The following is a 16881-nucleotide window of genomic DNA, read 5'->3' as shown; positions in this document are numbered from 1 at the left end:
TTTTCCTGCCCCGGCAAGAAAATAAACCCCTTATATTTCAATGAGTCGGACGCCAGATACGAGTCTCGTTTCCCGCTCCATATTTACAAAAACGCCGCTCAGTGATGAGCGGCGTTTTTGTTTGTGCGTTTTCTGTCGTGCAATAAAAAAGGACCGCGAGGTCCTTTTTTTGTGGGCCCGCCCATATGGCAGGCCCGATACGCGATCAGAGCTTCGGCAATTGCCCGATGCGTCCCATCATTTCGGTGACGATCTGCAGATCCAGCAGGAACTGGTCAACGGTCTTGAACTCGCCGTCGGTGTGACCGGTGTACTTGACCTCCGGTCGTGCCAGGCCGAATTGCACACCGTTCGGCAATTCATGCACCGAGGTGGCGCCGGCCGAGGTGCCGAATTCGTGTTTCATGCCCAGATTCTCGGTGGCCACGGCCAACAGTGCCTTGACCCATTCGCCTTCAGGGTTGCGGTACATCGGTTCGGCGATCGAGTAGTCGAAGTTCACCGCGACATGGTTTTTCTTGCTCCACGCCGCCAGTTTGTCGGCGATTTCGCTCTTGAGCACTTCCGGCGACTTGCCCTTCGGCACGCGCAGGTTGACCGCGAGTTTGAAGGTTTTGTCGTCCATGCCGACGTAGGTCGGTGAGGTGGTCAGCGGGCCCATGAAATCGTCGGCGAAACCGACGCCAAGCTTGCCACCCTTGTAATCCAGGCCCCAGTTGTCAGCGGCGTAGTGCGCGGCGTCGGTGATGTGGTTGTGTTTGAAGGCAATCTTGCCGTCCACGCTGTGAATGAAGTCGAGCATGCGGGCGACCGGGTTGACGCCGGATTCAGGCTCGGACGAGTGCGCAGAAACACCGGTGACGGTGAGTTTGACGTCTTTGCCATCGACCTTGGCGTTCACTTCGAAATCGCCGCCATTGCGCTTGGCGTATTCGGTGCCGGCCTTTTGCAGGCTGGCCGCCAGGTCGGCGGGTTTGTCGGTCACCAGCGTGACGACCGAAACCGATGGAATCTGGTTGGTCGCCAGGCCGCCAGTCATCGAGGTGATTTCCGCGCCTTTGCCCTCGGCCTTACGCTTGGCGAACTTGGCCATGACGGTGCCGTAACCTTTCTCGGCAATCACCACCGGGTAGCCACCATCCAGTGCCAGGTTGTACTCCGGCGTCGGGTTGCGTTCGAAGTAGTAGGGAATCGCGTCACCGGTGGTTTCTTCGGTGGTGTCCACCAGCAGTTTGAAATTGCGTGCCAGCGGCAGCTTCTCTTCCTTGATCACCTTCATGGCATACAGCGTCACGACGATGCCGTTCTTGTCGTCCTCGGTGCCGCGGCCGTACATGCGGTCGCCGATCAGCGTGACCTTGAACGGATCAAGTTTGGTGCCGTCCTTCAGCACCCAGTTCTCCGGCGTTACCGGCACCACGTCGGCGTGAGCATGAATGCCGACGACGTCCTTGCCGCTGCCGTCGAGGGAGATTTCGTAAACGCGGTTGTCGATGTTGCGGTAGTTCAGGCCGAAAGACTCAGCCAGATCCTTGATCTTGGCAGCGATCTTGATGAATTCGGGGTTGTCGTGCTGATCGACACCGTCCTTGCGGAAGGTCGGGATTTCCACCAGTTCGCGCAGGGTCTCCAGCGCAGCTTTGCCGTATTTCACGCGGGTGTAGAGGCCGAGCAGGCGATGGATTTCGTTCTGTTGTTCGGCGGTCAGCGACTTGTTGTCGAGGAAGGCGCTGATGGCTGGACGCAGATCGTCAGTCTTGCTGAGGTCGTTCTTGGCCAGATCACCGAGAAATGCTCTGAAGTCGCTGACTTTGGCCTCATTGAATGTTTTGAGGATGGTCGCGCTCTGCTGCTCGGTAAGGTTGGCGTGGGCTGGAAGTGTAACGGACGAAAGGCTGGCCAGAATCAGCGTCGACGCGGCCAGTTGCTTGAGTGAAAAGTCCATTGCTAAGGGCATTCCTTTGCAGGCAGTGAGTATGAGGTGTCTGATCGATGTGTCAGACGGTTTCGCAAACTAACACCACCAGCGAGTGATAGGGGAGCCCCCGAAGTGGGACGCGTCGCACAGAAATGCAAAAGCGGCGCAGAATCGAAAAAGCCCGCCCAATCTGTCTGGGTCGGGCTTCTCCGATCAACGTGCTTACATCGACAGCACCAGACGCCCGGCAAACAGGATCAGAATCACCCCCATGCTGCGCTCGAACCAGTGGCCCATGCGCATGAACAGCACGCGCACTTTGTTGCTGGAAAAGAACAGCGCGACGATCACGAACCACAACGCATTCACCCCGCACATCCACAACCCGTACAGGGCCTGGATTTGCAGCGGCGTGCTGGCGCTGATGATCGTGGTGAAGATCGCCAGGAAAAACAGCGTGGCCTTGGGGTTGGTAGCGTTGGTCAGGAAACCGGTGGAAAACGCCTTGAACAACGATTGCTCGACCAGCGGTTCGTCGCCGGTCTTTTCGCCTTCCATTGTTGTCTTGGGTTTGCTGCGGATCAGGCTGACGCCGAGGTAAAGAATGTAAGCACCGCCGACTACTTTGGCGACGGTCAGCAGCCACGGCGTGGTGTGCATCAAGGCGCCGACGCCCAGCAGGGTGTACAGCACGTGCACGGAAATTCCTGCGCCGATGCCCAATGCGGTGCAGATGCCGACCAAGCGGCCGAAACGCACACTCTGGCGGATGGTCACGGCGAAGTCCGGTCCGGGAGCGACCACGGCCAGAAAGTGGATGGTGGCCAGCGCCAGAAACTCGCCCAGGTAATTCGATGTCATTTCAGCTCCAGAAAGTCAGGGGTGAAGCATTGCCGCGATAGCCGACAAAAAACGAAAGGCTCAAGCGCGGATCGGCCACGCCCGGCGTTACCGAGTGCATGCGACGCGAGTTGAACATGATGAAATCCCCCGGTTCCGGGCGTACTTCGAGGGCGGGCGGGCCGAGCAGTGCCGGGTCAATGCCGTAGCTGTCGCCACGCATTTCGTCGAAGCGATCCGGAGAAATATCGTCCTCCCACATCTGCAACGCGCCGCCCTCGGTCGGCATGTTGAGGTAGACGTTGCAGGCGAACTGCGCCTCCAGACTGCGGGCCTGAAAACTGTCCGGGGCATCCTTGGCGAAGATGTCGTGGTGGGCCAGGAAGCACACGCCCGGTTTCACCACTCGGGACAGACCGACGTACATCTTGCGACCGTAGAGGTTTTCCAGATGGGCACCCGCCGGCCAGGATTCGTCGAGCATGCAGCGCAAGGTATCGACCGGCGACGAGTAGGGCGCGCAGCGGTTACGCAGTTCGGCGATGTTGCTGGTGGCGCGCTCGAAGTAGTCTTCGATCAGCAGCGGCTGGTTTTCCGCCTCGTAGAACGCCATGCCGATGCGGCCGATGCTGGGCGCGTTGATGTAGCCCTCGAAGCCGGGTGCGAGGATCTTGTCGCCAATCTGGATCGCCTGCGCCTGGGGCAGAAAGCCTTTGACGCGGATGGCGAGGACTTCTTCGTTGGCCAGTTTTTTTATGCACGTCTCATCGAGACGCTCGACGTCAAGCATCATGGTTTCAGGTCCATCTATCGAATAGTCAACGGAACCGGCGAACGCGGTTCCCCCGGCGTCGGACGCTGCATATGGCAGCGCCCGAAATCCTCAATCCACGCTGTAGTGGACGGACAACGTGCCTTTCTTCTGCGAAAGGGACGCGATCGTGACTGTGCCCAGATCCTTCAGGCTGCGTACATGGGTGCCACCGCAGCCATAGGCTGGCAGTTCACCGAAACCGATTTCCCGCGCACCTTCGCGCAGGGACGTCAGGCGTGGCAGATCGTGTTCGATCCATTGCCCGATGCCGTATTGAACGATTTGTGCATCGACTTCCTGGGCTGAATCTCCGGGTTTGAATTGCACCCGGCCCTCGTCCGGCCAATGGTGGGCCTTGATCGGCATCCAGCCCATGGCCTGGACAAAGTGGCCGATCAAATGCCCGGCAGAGTGCATGCGGGTGTTGAAGCGGCGGCGTTCTTCGTCGACGCGAATCTGGGTCATGCCCAGCGGCACCGGTTGATCGACAAAATGAATGATCCGGTCCGGTTCCTGGACGACCCGTAGCACCTGGCTGTCGCCAATCCAGCCGGTATCACAGGGTTGGCCACCGCCCTGAGGATGAAAAAGCGTGGCGCGCAACACAACGGCGAATTCGTTCTCGTGGGGCGTGCAGTCGAGGACTTCCACATTGGCCTTGAGGTCATCACTATGGAAAAAGAGGCGAAGCGTCATATTCCATGCCCTTATTAAAGTTTCTTTTTTAATTATATGAATCGTGCAATAACGTGATAATCCGTTCAAACATCAAAGGACTGTTGCGCTGTGAGCATAAATCTCCCGCTGCCGCTGCTCGGTGAAATGGCGATTTTCGTCAAGGTCGTCGAGACCGGCAGCTTCTCCGAAGCCGCTCGCCAATTGGGCTCATCGCCGTCGGCAGTCAGCCGCAGCATTTCCCGGCTGGAGAAGGCGCTGGCCACGCGGCTGCTGCAACGCACCACGCGCAAACTGCGCTTGAGCGATGGCGGGGAAGAGGTGTTCAAGCGCTGCCAGGAAATGGTCAGCGCAGCGAAGTCGGTGATGGAGATCAGCGGCCAGTTCACCCACGAAGCCGAAGGTCTGGTGCGGGTCAGCGTGCCGAAAGCGGTGGGGCGTTTCGTGATCCATCCGCACATGCCGGAGTTTCTGCGGCGCTATCCCAAGGTTGATGTTGAGCTGTTGCTGGAAGACCGCCAGGTCGATCTGATCGACGACCATGTCGACCTGGCCATTCGCATCACGGATCGTCCACCGGCCGGACTGGTGGGGCGACAACTGCTGACCATCGACCATTTGCTCTGCGCGACGCCGCAATACCTGGCCGAACACGGGACGCCGACTCATCCCCACGACCTGCTCAACCACAGTTGCATTTATCTGGGCGAAACCCCAAGTGATGCGCGCTGGAAATTCAAGAAAGGCACCAAAGCCGTCACCGTCGGCGTGCGCGGGCGGTATGCCGCCAATCACACCGGCGTGCGTCTGGGCGCGGTGTTGCAGCACATCGGCATTGGCAGCCTGCCGTATTTCACCGCTCGTTATGCTCTGGAGCAGGGGCTGATCGTGCAGGTGTTGCCGGACTGGACATTTCTGGCGTCTTACCACGGCGGGTTGTGGTTGCTGCACTCGCCGACGCGCTATCTGCCGCCGAAGCTGCGGGTGTTCATCGACTATCTGGTGGAGTGCCTGGAGAAAGAGCCGACCCTGAGCAAACCGGGAAAGTCTGGCGGTTCAAAACCGTTGGCCGAGTACGAATTGCCCGAGAGTGAAGGGTTGCTCTGACCCCAATAAAAAGGCCCGCATGGGTCACCATGCGGGCCTTTTTATTGGGCGAAAATCAGTGCTTGCTGTCCTGGGCGGACATCGCCAGCAGCTGTTTTTCCTGATTCCAGTCGAACGGTTCGTCGTTCTGTTCGGCTTCGTAGCGGCGCTCTTCCAGCGCCTGATACATGTCGATTTCTTCGTCGGACAGGTAATGCAGGCAGTCGCCGGCGAAGAACCACAGCAGATCCCGCGGGATCAGGTGAGCAATTTGCGGGTAACGGGTAATCACTTGAGTCAGGATGTCCTGGCCCAGGTATTGGCTTTCGATCGGCTCGATCGGCAGTGACGCCAGCAGTTCGTCGAAACGCTCCAGGAACAGGGCATGGCTTTCTTCGGGAACCTGATCGGCCTCACCTACGGCGACCAGGATACTGCGCAGGTGGTCGAGCAAAACCAGATGATCGGCAACGACGTTGGACACGAGATAAGTCCTCAAGAGCAAAACGGGCGCGGGAGTATAAAGCCCCTGCGCCCGTTTTTCACTGATTGAAGGGATCAGCGGATTTTGCCGTCCGCCGGTTTCAGTTGCTCCTTGTCGAAATCATCGACATCGATCACCTTGCGCCGCGCCGCTTCGGCATCACGCAGGGTCTGGGCCTCCACGGCTTGCAGGACTCCGGCCTCCAGTGCGGCATCGATGACGTGTTCGCCGGCAACCGGTTTGACCTGACCGCTCTTGAGCGACGTGTGCAGTTTTTTGTGCAGCGGTTGCGCAGCGTTCAGTTGATCGCAGGCGTGTTGCAGTGCACCGACCGCATCGTCGGCCGATTGCGGGCGATAGCAGCCGGCAAGCAGTTCTTCCAGCGCCGGATCGCCCTTGGCCCGGCCGATGACCGCCGCCACCTCGGCACCGAGTCTGTCCGACGGGCCTTTGTGACGGCGACCGAACGGGAACACGATCACTCGCAACAGGCAGCCGAAGACCCGGTTCGGGAAGTTGGTCAGCAGTTCGTCCAGCGCTTTTTCCGACTGGCCGAGGCTTTCTTCCATGGCCCATCGGAACAGCGGTTCCATGTACGCCGGGGAATCGAGGTCGTGATAACGCTTGAGCGCCGCCGAGGCCAGATAGAGGTTGCTCAGCACATCACCCAATCGCGCTGACAGACGCTCGCGGCGTTTCAGTTCGCCGCCCAGCAGCATCATGCTCAGGTCGGCGAGCATGGCAAACGCGGCAGCCTGTCGATTGAGGGCGCGGAAATAGCCCTGGCTGAGCTTGTCTCCCGGCGCATGTTCAAAATGGCCGAAACCGAGGTTCAGCACCAGCGTGCTGGCGGCGTTGCTCATGGCAAATCCGATGTGCTTGAGCAGAAGGCCATCGAATTCTTTGAGTGCCTGGTCCTTGTCCTCGCGACCGGCGAGGGCCATTTCCTTGAGGACGAACGGATGGCAGCGGATCGCGCCCTGACCAAAGATCATCAGGTTGCGCGAAAGAATGTTCGCGCCTTCCACGGTGATGAAGATCGGCGCGCCGTTCCAGCTGCGGCCCAGGTAGTTGTTCGGGCCCATGATGATCGCCTTGCCGCCATGCACATCCATCGCATGGCTGATGCACTCGCGACCGCGTTCGGTGAGGTGATACTTGAGGATCGCCGACAGCACCGAAGGTTTCTCGCCCAGATCCACCGCATTGGCGGTCAGCATGCGAGCGGCGTCCATCATCCAGGCGTTGCCGCCGATCCGCGCCATGGCTTCCTGAATGCCTTCGAACGCTGACAGCGGCACGTTGAACTGCTCGCGAATCTGCGCGTACTGCCCGGTCACCAGACTGGTGAACTTGGCCGCGCCGGTGCCCACTGCCGGCAGCGAGATCGAACGCCCGACCGACAGGCAGTTCATCAGCATCATCCAGCCCTTGCCGAGCATGTCCTGGCCGCCGATGAGGAAGTCCAGCGGGATGAACACGTCCTTGCCGGCGTTCGGGCCGTTCATGAATGCGGCGCCCAGCGGCAGGTGGCGGCGGCCGATTTCCACGCCGGGGGTATCGGTCGGGATCAGCGCGAGGCTGATGCCCAGGTCTTCCTTGTCGCCGAGCAGGTGATCCGGGTCATAGGCCTTGAAGGCCAGGCCGAGCAGGGTCGCGACCGGGCCGAGGGTGATGTAGCGTTTTTCCCAGTTCAGGCGCAGGCCGAGGGTTTCCTGACCTTCCCATTCGCCTTTGCAGATGATCCCGGTGTCGGGCATCGCACCCGCGTCTGAACCCGCGAGCGGACCGGTCAGCGCGAAGCACGGAATATCGTCGCCCCGGGCCAGCCGTGGCAGGTAATGATTGCGTTGTTCGTCGGTGCCGTAATGCAGCAGCAACTCGGCCGGGCCGAGGGAGTTGGGCACCATCACGGTGGAGGCGAGGTCGCCGCTGCGGGTCGCCAGTTTCATCGCCACCTGGGAGTGGGCGTAGGCGGAGAAACCCTTGCCGCCGAATTCCTTGGGAATGATCAGGGCGAAGAAACCGTGTTCCTTGATGTGGGTCCAGGCTTCGGGCGGCAGATCCATTGATTGGCCGATCTGCCAGTCAGTGACCATGGCGCAGAGCTCTTCGGTCGGGCCGTCGATGAACGCCTGTTCTTCGTCGCTCAATTGCGCCTTGGGATAGGACAGCAGCTTGTCCCAATCCGGGCGGCCGCTGAACAGTTCGCCGTCCCACCACACCGTGCCGGCGTCGATCGCGTCGCGTTCGGTCTGCGACATCGGTGGCAGGGTTTTCTGGAACCAGCTGAACAGCGGCGCGGTAAAGTGTTTGCGGCGCAGGTCAGGCAGCAGCAGCGGGGCGGCCACCAGGGCCAGCACGACCCAGAAAATCAGCAGCAACCAGCCCGGTGCGTGGCTGAAAATCCCCATCGCCAACAGGTAAGCGGCAACGATGCCCAGTGCCGGCAGCGGGGCGATGCGCCGGTGGGCCAGATACGCCACGCCGACGATCAGAACCAGTATCCACAACAACAGCATATTTAATCCTCCGTGAACCAGGGCGAACCGACCCACCAGAGCTTAGACGGCATCTGCAAAACGGGGCGGTCAGAGCAAGGTGATTGAAATCGTGGGAAACCCCGGATGTCTTTTGTAGGTTCGGTGGGCAACACGCGTGGGAAATCGTTCTCCGCTTGCGCGTCTTTGCGTGCATGTTTGGCCGAAACGTCGTTATCTCTGTGCTGAACCTCTCGCTAGACTCGGGGCTCAATCAGGAGAATGTCGTCATGCACGAGTATCTGAGCCCCGGTCGCTTCATCGATAGTGACCACCCCTCGGTGGTGGAGTTCGCCGAGCAGCACCGTGGTGCCAGCCGCGATCCGCTCGCGCAGGCGATCAGTCTTTATTACGCCGTGCGCGAGGCGGTGCGTTACAACATGTACACCTTCAGCCGCGACCCGCAGACCTTGCGCGGCAGCTACGCGCTGGCGGCGGGTGAGAGTTATTGCGTGCCCAAGGCCACGTTGCTCGCCGGTTGCGCGCGCCATTGCGGGATCCCCGCACGCATTGGTCTTGCGGATGTGAAAAATCATCTGTCGACGCCGCGTCTGCTTGAGCTGCTGAGAAGCGAAGTGTTCGCCATGCATGGTTATACCGAGCTGTTTCTCAATGATCGCTGGGTGAAAGCCACACCCGCGTTCAACCGCAAGCTCTGCGAAATGTTCAACGTTGCACCGCTGGAATTCGACGGCATGAACGACAGCGTTTTCCACCCGTACAACAGCGATGGCGCGCTGCTGATGGAGTACCTGGTCGATCACGGCCAGTTCGCCGATGTACCGGAATCCTTTTTCTTCGAACATCTGCAGAAATGTTATCCGCACCTGTTCAACGATCAGCAGAAGCCACTGTCCGGTGACATGCGCGGTGATGTCGGCCGTCTCTGATCCGGCGTATGCTGCCTGCCCATTTACTGGAAAGGAGGCGGTCATGCTGAAGATCTGGGGTCGCAAGAATTCGTCGAATGTCAGAAAGCCGTTGTGGGCTGCCGAAGAGCTCGGGCTGGCCTACGAGGCCATCGATGCCGGTGGCGCGTTTGGTGTGGTCGACACGCCGCAGTACCGGGCAATGAACCCGAACGGGCGGGTGCCGGTGATTCAGGACGATGGTTTTGTGCTGTGGGAATCCAATGCCATTGTGCGTTACCTCCTGGCAAAGCATGCAGCCGACACTTCGTGGTATCCGGCGGATCCGCAGACCCGCGCCACCGCTGACAAATGGATGGACTGGACGACTTCCAGTTTTGCCGGACCGTTTCGCACGGTGTTCTGGGGCGTTCTGCGTACCCCGGCAGACAAGCAGGACTGGCCGGCAATCCATGCGGCGATAAAGGAATGTGACGGTTTGCTGGCGATGGCCGATCAGGCGTTGAAGGATCAGCCGTATCTGTCCGGTAATGAAATCGGCATGGGCGATATCCCGCTCGGCAGTTTCATTTATGCCTGGTTCGAGATGCCGATCGAGCGCGCGCCACAACCGAATCTTGAAGCCTGGTACGCACGGTTGAAGCAGCGTCCGGCGTATCAGAAAGCTGTCATGACCGCGTTGACTTAATACCTACTATCGACACACTTGACTGTACTTGTGCGGCGACGGCAAGCACCATTGCGCTCGAGCGCTGCGGTTGTCTTCCTCGCCGCCGGCTTTTTATCAGTCCTTTTTTCCTTACTGGGTGCGTAAATCCGATATGAGTTCCGCTCTGTCCATCCGGCAGCTAACCAAAACCTACGGCAACGGGTTCCAGGCCTTGAGTGGTATCGATCTGGACGTCGCCGAAGGTGACTTCTTCGCCTTGCTCGGCCCCAACGGCGCCGGCAAATCCACGACCATCGGTATTCTCTCGACCCTGGTCAACAAGACCAGCGGCACCGTGAATATCTTTGGCCACGACCTGGACAAGAACCCGGCGGCGCTCAAGCGCTCGATCGGTGTGGTGCCCCAGGAGTTCAACTTCAACCAGTTCGAAAAGACCTTCGACATCGTCGTGACCCAGGCCGGTTACTATGGCATTCCGGCGAAGGTCGCCAAGGAACGCGCCGAGCAGTACCTGACCCAGCTTGGCCTGTGGGACAAGCGCGATGTGCCGTCGCGTTCGCTGTCCGGCGGCATGAAGCGTCGCTTGATGATCGCCCGGGCGCTGGTGCATGAACCGCGCCTGCTGATCCTCGATGAACCGACCGCCGGCGTCGACATCGAACTGCGTCGCTCGATGTGGACGTTCCTCACCGAACTGAACCAGAAAGGCATCACCATCATCCTCACCACCCACTACCTGGAAGAGGCTGAGCAGCTGTGCCGCAACATCGGCATCATTGACCACGGCACCATCGTCGAGAACACCAGCATGCGTCAGCTGCTTGGTCAGCTGCATGTGGAGACCTTCCTGCTGGACCTGAAGAACGGCCTGAGTGCCGCGCCGCAACTGGCGGGTTATCCGGCGCGTCTGGTGGACGGCCATACCCTGGAAGTCCAGGTCGACAAGTCCATGGGCATCACTGCGCTGTTCGGCCAACTGGCCCTGCAGAACATCGAAGTGCTGAGCCTGCGCAATAAAACCAATCGCCTCGAGGAGCTGTTCGTGTCCCTGGTGGAGAAAAATCTTTCGAAGGTGGCGGTATGAGTTCCGAGCTGCGCCCCAACCTCGTTGCCCTCAACACCATCGTTTACCGCGAGGTCAGACGCTTCACCCGGATCTGGCCGCAGACCCTGCTGCCGCCGGCGATCACCATGGTTCTGTACTTCGTGATCTTCGGCAACCTGATCGGCCGGCAGATCGGCGACATGGGTGGCTTCACCTACATGGAGTACATCGTGCCGGGGCTGATCATGATGTCGGTGATCACCAACTCCTACGGCAACGTGGTGTCGAGTTTCTTCGGCAGCAAGTTCCAGCGCTCCATCGAAGAACTGATGGTGTCGCCGGTGTCGCCGCATACCATCCTGATCGGTTACACCATTGGTGGCGTCTTGCGCGGCCTGATGGTGGGTGTGATCGTGACGATCCTGTCGCTGTTCTTCACCCATTTGCAGGTACACCATCTCGGTGTGACGGTGCTGGTGGTGGTGCTGACCGCGACGATTTTCTCGCTGCTGGGCTTCATCAATGCGGTGTTTGCGCGCAACTTCGATGACATCTCGATCATCCCGACCTTCGTGCTGACCCCGCTGACCTACCTCGGTGGCGTGTTCTACTCGATCACCTTGCTGCCGCCGTTCTGGCAGACCGTGTCGCTGGCCAACCCGGTGCTGCACATGGTCAACGCCTTCCGTTACGGCATCCTCGGTGTGTCGGACATTCGCATCGGTATCGCGATCACCTTCATGCTGGTGGCGACCGTGGTGTTGTATATCGGTTGTTCGCGGTTGCTGGTGAGCGGGCGCGGCATGCGCACCTGATCCCTTCAATGCTGCAATGAAAAACGGCCTCCCACAGTGGAGGCCGTTTTGCGTTCAGGCCTGACGACTTTTCTTGCGCCGCGCCCATTGCCGCGCTACCCACCAGCGCCAGTACATCATTACCAGACAATAGGCGAGGGCGCCCAGTGCCAGCCCGACCACCACCGAACCCAGCAGGAACGGTTGCCACAAGGTCGAGAGTTCGCCGCTGATCCATTCCCAGGTCAATTCGTCCGGGAGCGTGCGTGCGGGTACATCCATCAGCCACGCCCCGGCCTGATACGTGCAGAAGAACACCGCCGGCATGGTGATCGGGTTGGTCAGCCAGACCAGACTGACGGCGATCGGCATGTTGCCGCGCACTGTGACAGCCAGCGCAGCGGCCACCAGCATTTGCGCGGGAATCGGCAGGAACGCGGCGAACAGGCCAACGGCCATGGCCCGTGCCACCGAGTGCCGGTTGAGGTGCCAGAGATTCGGGTCATGCAGCAACGTGCCGAGAAAGCGTAAGGATTTGTGTTCCCTGATGCTCGTCGGGTCGGGCATGTAACGTTTGAATAAGCGCCGGGGCATAAGGCTTCTCGGTCGGTTAAGGCGGCAAGTATGTCTGGATTCTACGAACCGCCCATTCAGACTTTGTGACAATTGATAACGACGGTCGTGCCCGGCAACAGCTATGCCTGAAGGTGGGACTCTCAAGGACGGGCTTATGCGCACAGGGATGATGGCGCTGGCGGTCGGTCTGCTGGCTCCGGTTTTTTTACCGGCCTTGCCGCCGGTCGGGTTATTGCTGGTGTTGCCGTGGGTGGCGCTGATGCTGTTGCCGTTTCGCAGCTATCCACTGGCGTTTTTTTTGTTTGGATTCGTATGGGCGGGTTTCAGCGCGCAGATGGCGTTGAATGACCGACTGCCTTCACGGCTGGATGGTGAAACGCGCTGGGTGGAGGGGCGGGTCGTCGGTTTGCCGCAGAGTGCCGAGGGCGTCGTGCGGTTCGAACTGGCCGATGCCCGCTCGCGTCACGACAAACTGCCGTCGCTGATGCGTCTGGCCTGGTACGCCGGGCCAGAGGTCAAAAGTGGTGAACGCTGGCGACTGGCGGTCAAGCTCAAGCGCCCCGGTGGGCTGCTCAATCCGGATGCGTTCGATTACGAAGCCTGGCTGTTGGCGCAGCGCATCGGCGCTACCGGGACGGTGAAGGATGGTCAGCGCCTGGCGCCGGCGCAGTGGGCCTGGCGCGACAGTATTCGCCAGCGCCTGCTAGCAGTGGATGCCCAGGGACGTAACGGCGCTCTGGCCGCGTTGGTGCTCGGCGATGGCTCCGGGCTCAGTCGCGAAGATTGGCAGATCTTGCAGGACACCGGCACCGTACACCTGCTGGTGATTTCCGGTCAGCACATCGGGCTGTTGGCGGCGTTGATGTATGCGCTGGTCGCCGGGCTGGCGCGGGTCGGGATCTGGCCGGTGCGTTGGCCCTGGCTGCCCTGGGCGTGCGGTCTGGCATTCACGGCGGCGCTGGGTTACGGCTTGCTGGCCGGATTCGATGTACCGGTGCGGCGGGCCTGCGTGATGGTTGCGCTGGTGCTGCTGTGGCGTTTGCGTTTTCGCCACCTCGGTGCGTGGTGGCCGCTGCTGCTGGCCTTCAACGGCGTGTTGTTGATGGATCCGCTGGCCAGTCTGCGTCCGGGGTTGTGGCTGTCATTTATCGCGGTCGCCGTGCTGATCTTCACCTTCGGCGGCCGTCTGGGGCCGTGGCGCTGGTGGCAGACCTGGTCGCGCGCGCAGTGGCTGATCGCGATCGGCTTGTGCCCGGTGCTGGTGGCGTTGAGTCTGCCGATCAGTCTCAGTGGGCCACTGGCCAATCTGCTGGCGGTGCCGTGGGTCAGTTTTGCGGTGCTGCCGCCGGCGTTGCTTGGCACTTTGTTACTGCCAATCCCTTATGTCGGGGAAGGGCTGCTGTGGCTGGCCGGCGGACTGATCGATGGATTGTTCCGGGCACTGGCCCTGATTGCCGGTCGTTGGCCGGCGTGGGTGCCGACGACGATGCAGTGGTGGGTCTGGGCGCTGGGAGGTCTTGGTGCCCTGTTGTTATTGCTGCCCCGAGGCGTTCCCTTGCGTCCCTTGGGCTGGCCATTGCTGCTGGTGCTGGCATTTCCGCCTCGAGAGCGTCTGGCCGAAGGTGTGGCCGATGTCTGGCAACTGGATGTCGGGCAAGGTCTGGCAATTCTGATCCGCACCCGGCATCACACCTTGCTGTACGACAGCGGCCCGCGTTTCGGCGATTTCGACCTCGGCGAGCGGGTGGTGCTGCCGGCATTGCGCAAACTGGGGGTGGAACACCTCGACCTGATGCTGCTCAGCCATGCCGATGTCGATCACGCGGGTGGCGCACTCGCGGTGGCGAAAGGATTGCCGGTCAGCCGGGTCATCAGCGGCGATCCGCCGGGGTTGCCCGAAACGCTGAACGCCAAGGCTTGTGAAAGCGGCCGGCAATGGCAGTGGGACGGCGTTGCCTTTCATCTATGGCAGTGGGCCGACGGCCATGACAGCAACCAGCGTTCCTGCGTGTTGCAGATCGAAGCCAACGGCGAACGGTTACTGCTGACCGGCGATATCGACAGCGCTGCCGAACGGGACCTGCTCAACAGCGCACTGGCAGTTCAAACCCGATGGCTTCAAGCCCCGCATCACGGTAGCCGCAGTTCCTCATCGATGGCCTTGCTCAAGGCTTTGCGACCACAGGCGGTGCTGATTTCCCGAGGGCAGGGCAACTCGTTCGGTCACCCGCACCCGACGGTCATCGCCCGCTACCGCAAACAGGGCATACACATCCATGACAGCGCCGAGCAGGGCGCCATTCATCTGCAACTGGGGCGGTTTCAGCCGGCCCGGTCGATGCGTCAACAACGCCGCTTCTGGCGCGACCCGCCGTTGCCGGGGGCGGAGTACCGTTGAGCACGGTCGTCGGGGCGACGGGTCTTTATCGCGAACCGGTATGGTAAAGTGGCGCACTTTTTCGAGGGGGCTGTCACTGTGTGGGAATTGGTCAAATCCGGCGGCTGGATGATGTTGCCGATCATTCTGAGTTCCATCGCCGCCATGGCGATCGTCGCCGAGCGCCTGTGGACCCTGCGCGCCAGTCGCGTCACCCCTGAGCATCTGCTGGGTCAGGTCTGGGTCTGGATCAAGGACAAGCAGCTCAACAAGGAAAAACTCAAGGAATTGCGCGCCAACTCACCGCTGGGGGAAATCCTCGCCGCGGGCCTGGCCAACTCCAAGCATGGTCGCGAGATCATGAAGGAGTGCATTGAAGAAGCGGCCGCCCGGGTCATCCACGAGCTGGAGCGTTACGTCAACGCGCTGGGCACCATCGCTGCCATGTCGCCGTTGCTCGGTCTGCTGGGTACGGTGCTGGGCATGATCGACATTTTCAGTGCGTTCACCGGTTCCGGCATGACCACCAATGCTTCGGTCCTGGCCGGCGGTATTTCCAAGGCGCTGATCACCACCGCTGCGGGCCTGATGGTCGGTATTCCGGCGGTGTTCTTCCACCGTTTCCTGCAACGCCGTATCGATGAACTGGTGGTAGGCATGGAACAGGAAGCGATCAAACTGGTGGAAGTGGTGCAGGGCGACCGTGACGTCGATCTGGCCGGGGGCAAAGCGTGAAATTCCGTCGCAAGCCCCGGGAAACCATCGACATCAACCTCGCGTCGCTGATCGACGTGGTGTTCATCCTGTTGCTGTTTTTCGTCGTGACCACCACCTTCACCCGCGAAACCCAGCTGCGTGTCGATCTGCCGGAAGCGGTCAGCGGCTCACCGGCCGAGGACCAGCAGGTCAAGCAACTGGACGTGGCCATCAGCGCCGAAGGCGTGTTCTCGGTGAACAACAAGATTCTGCCGAAAAACGATCTGGCCACCCTGATGGAGGCCATGCAGAAAGAAGCCAACGGCGACACCAACATGCCGTTGTCGATCAGTGCTGACGGCAAGACTCAGCACCAATCCGTGATCACCGCCATGGACGCGGCCGGCAAGCTCGGTTTCAGCCATCTGCGCATGACCACGGTCGAGGCGGCGCCCAAATCCTGATGGCCATGTCCGATCGTCTGCTCGCCGCGTGGTACGAGGGGCACCCGGCCCTGACGCTGTTGCGGCCGCTGGAGTGGCTGTACCGCCGCGTCGTGGCCGGCAAGCGTCAGCGTTTTCTCGACGGCGAGGGTGAGATCTATCAGTCACCGGTGCCGGTGATCGTGGTCGGCAATATCACCGTCGGCGGCACCGGCAAGACGCCGATGATCCTGTGGCTGATCGAGCACTGCCGACGCCACGGGCTGCGGGTCGGCGTGGTCAGCCGTGGCTACGGCGCCAAACCGGCGCAACTGCCATGGCGGGTCGAAGCCGATCAGACTGCTGAAATCGCCGGCGACGAACCTTTGCTGATCGTGCAGCGCACTGGCGTGCCGCTGATGATCGATCCCGATCGCAGCGCCGCCGTCAGAGCCCTGCTGGACAGCGAGCCGCTGGACCTGATCCTGTCCGATGACGGCATGCAGCATTACCGCCTCGCACGGGATCTGGAACTGGTGCTGATCGACGCCGCCCGTGGTCTTGGCAACCAGCGCTGCCTGCCCGCAGGCCCCCTGCGCGAACCGGCCGAGCGCCTGCAAAGCGTTGACGGTGTGCTGTTCAACGGCGCCCTCGAAGATCGCGACGGCGGTTTCGCTTTCCGCCTCAAACCTTCGGCGCTGGTCAATCTGCGCAGCGGCGAACGCCGGTCGCTCGATCATTTTCCGCCCGGTCAGGCCGTGCACGCAGTCGCCGGGATCGGCAACCCGCAACGTTTCTTCAATACCCTCGAAGCGCTAGACTGGCGGCCTGTGCCCCACGCCTTCGCCGACCACGCCGAATACAGCGTGCAGGCCTTGAGTTTCACGCCGTCATTGCCAGTGGTGATGACTGAGAAGGACGCGGTGAAGTGCCGCGCCTTCGCTGCAGACGACTGGTGGTACCTGGCGGTCGATGCCGTGCCGTCGCCGGCCTTCGTGGCCTGGTTCGACACGCAGTTGATGCGCCTGTTGCCGGATCGTCTTTTGCCTTAATCCGTTTTTATCCAGGGAATGTT

16 protein-coding genes are annotated in these 16881 nt (G+C 60.8%); 9 read left to right on the top strand and 7 right to left on the bottom strand.

The genetic code is table 11. The features are described from left to right. Positions 1-205 precede the first annotated feature (205 nt). The 4 genes from KJY40_RS21920 to KJY40_RS21905 all read right to left on the bottom strand — a co-directional run bounded on the left by KJY40_RS21920 (position 206) and on the right by KJY40_RS21905 (position 4268). Positions 206-1945 (bottom strand): dipeptidase, encoded by a 1740-nt coding sequence (locus KJY40_RS21920; RefSeq protein ID WP_230732825.1) that lies wholly within the window; start codon positions 1943-1945, stop codon positions 206-208. A gap of 195 nt (positions 1946-2140) precedes the next feature. After that, positions 2141-2779: a LysE family translocator gene (locus KJY40_RS21915; protein ID WP_230732821.1), complete on the bottom strand. Its 639-nt coding sequence runs from the start codon at positions 2777-2779 to the stop codon at positions 2141-2143. A gap of 1 nt (position 2780) precedes the next feature. After that, on the bottom strand, positions 2781-3551 hold the full coding sequence (locus KJY40_RS21910; RefSeq protein ID WP_039770712.1) for a 2OG-Fe(II) oxygenase: 771 nt from the start codon (positions 3549-3551) through the stop codon (positions 2781-2783). A 90-nt stretch (positions 3552-3641) separates the two neighbouring features. Continuing rightward, on the bottom strand, positions 3642-4268 hold the full coding sequence (locus tag KJY40_RS21905; RefSeq protein WP_085607355.1) for an alanyl-tRNA editing protein: 627 nt from the start codon (positions 4266-4268) through the stop codon (positions 3642-3644). A 90-nt stretch (positions 4269-4358) separates the two neighbouring features. On the opposite strand from KJY40_RS21905, the gene KJY40_RS21900 reads away from it, so the two are divergent. Next, entirely contained in the window at positions 4359-5354 is a 996-nt protein-coding gene (locus KJY40_RS21900; protein WP_064598590.1) for a LysR family transcriptional regulator, read from the top strand. A gap of 55 nt (positions 5355-5409) precedes the next feature. On the opposite strand, the gene KJY40_RS21895 is transcribed toward KJY40_RS21900, so the two are convergent. After that, positions 5410-5817 (bottom strand): PA2817 family protein, encoded by a 408-nt coding sequence (locus KJY40_RS21895; protein ID WP_007950758.1) that lies wholly within the window; start codon positions 5815-5817, stop codon positions 5410-5412. Between the two features lie 74 nt (positions 5818-5891). Next, positions 5892-8339: an acyl-CoA dehydrogenase gene (locus tag KJY40_RS21890; RefSeq protein WP_230732819.1), complete on the bottom strand. Its 2448-nt coding sequence runs from the start codon at positions 8337-8339 to the stop codon at positions 5892-5894. Between the two features lie 248 nt (positions 8340-8587). Between KJY40_RS21890 and KJY40_RS21885 the strand changes: the two genes are divergently transcribed. The 4 genes from KJY40_RS21885 (at position 8588) to KJY40_RS21870 (ending at position 11756) form a co-directional block, all read left to right on the top strand. Continuing rightward, positions 8588-9247 carry a transglutaminase-like domain-containing protein gene (locus KJY40_RS21885; protein ID WP_230732817.1) on the top strand — a complete coding sequence of 220 codons (660 nt, stop codon included), beginning with the start codon at positions 8588-8590 and terminating at the stop codon, positions 9245-9247. Between the two features lie 43 nt (positions 9248-9290). Next, a complete protein-coding gene (locus tag KJY40_RS21880; RefSeq protein WP_230732816.1) occupies positions 9291-9914 on the top strand; it encodes a glutathione S-transferase family protein in 624 nt (207 codons plus the stop codon). Between the two features lie 133 nt (positions 9915-10047). Then, positions 10048-10980 (top strand): ABC transporter ATP-binding protein, encoded by a 933-nt coding sequence (locus tag KJY40_RS21875; protein ID WP_064598582.1) that lies wholly within the window; start codon positions 10048-10050, stop codon positions 10978-10980. Further along, on the top strand, positions 10977-11756 hold the full coding sequence (locus tag KJY40_RS21870) for an ABC transporter permease (RefSeq protein ID WP_007950763.1): 780 nt from the start codon (positions 10977-10979) through the stop codon (positions 11754-11756). Before KJY40_RS21875 ends, KJY40_RS21870 begins: the two co-directional genes overlap by 4 nt. 54 nt (positions 11757-11810) lie before the next feature. On the opposite strand, the gene KJY40_RS21865 is transcribed toward KJY40_RS21870, so the two are convergent. Next, the gene (locus KJY40_RS21865; protein WP_230732814.1) at positions 11811-12329 is read right to left on the bottom strand and encodes a DUF2062 domain-containing protein; all 519 of its coding nucleotides are present in this window, start codon (positions 12327-12329) and stop codon (positions 11811-11813) included. Positions 12330-12465: 136 nt separating this feature from the next. Here KJY40_RS21865 and KJY40_RS21860 point away from each other — a divergent pair, with 136 nt between their 5' ends. The 4 genes from KJY40_RS21860 (at position 12466) to lpxK (ending at position 16858) form a co-directional block, all read left to right on the top strand. Further along, positions 12466-14709: a DNA internalization-related competence protein ComEC/Rec2 gene (locus tag KJY40_RS21860; RefSeq protein ID WP_230732812.1), complete on the top strand. Its 2244-nt coding sequence runs from the start codon at positions 12466-12468 to the stop codon at positions 14707-14709. A 78-nt stretch (positions 14710-14787) separates the two neighbouring features. Next, a complete protein-coding gene (locus tag KJY40_RS21855) occupies positions 14788-15423 on the top strand; it encodes a MotA/TolQ/ExbB proton channel family protein (RefSeq protein ID WP_162803842.1) in 636 nt (211 codons plus the stop codon). Then, complete coding sequence (locus KJY40_RS21850; protein ID WP_007950767.1) at positions 15420-15848, top strand: ExbD/TolR family protein; 429 nt, start codon at positions 15420-15422, stop codon at positions 15846-15848. Before KJY40_RS21855 ends, KJY40_RS21850 begins: the two co-directional genes overlap by 4 nt. Then, positions 15848-16858, top strand: coding sequence for a tetraacyldisaccharide 4'-kinase (gene lpxK / locus KJY40_RS21845; protein ID WP_230732810.1), 1011 nt, complete (start codon positions 15848-15850; stop codon positions 16856-16858). Before KJY40_RS21850 ends, lpxK begins: the two co-directional genes overlap by 1 nt. Positions 16859-16881 lie beyond the last annotated feature (23 nt).

The organism is Pseudomonas fitomaticsae, assembly GCF_021018765.1.
GTDB lineage: Bacteria > Pseudomonadota > Gammaproteobacteria > Pseudomonadales > Pseudomonadaceae > Aquipseudomonas > Aquipseudomonas fitomaticsae.
Note: the sequence above shows the minus strand (reverse complement) of the source record. Positions and strands in the feature narration are given on the sequence as shown.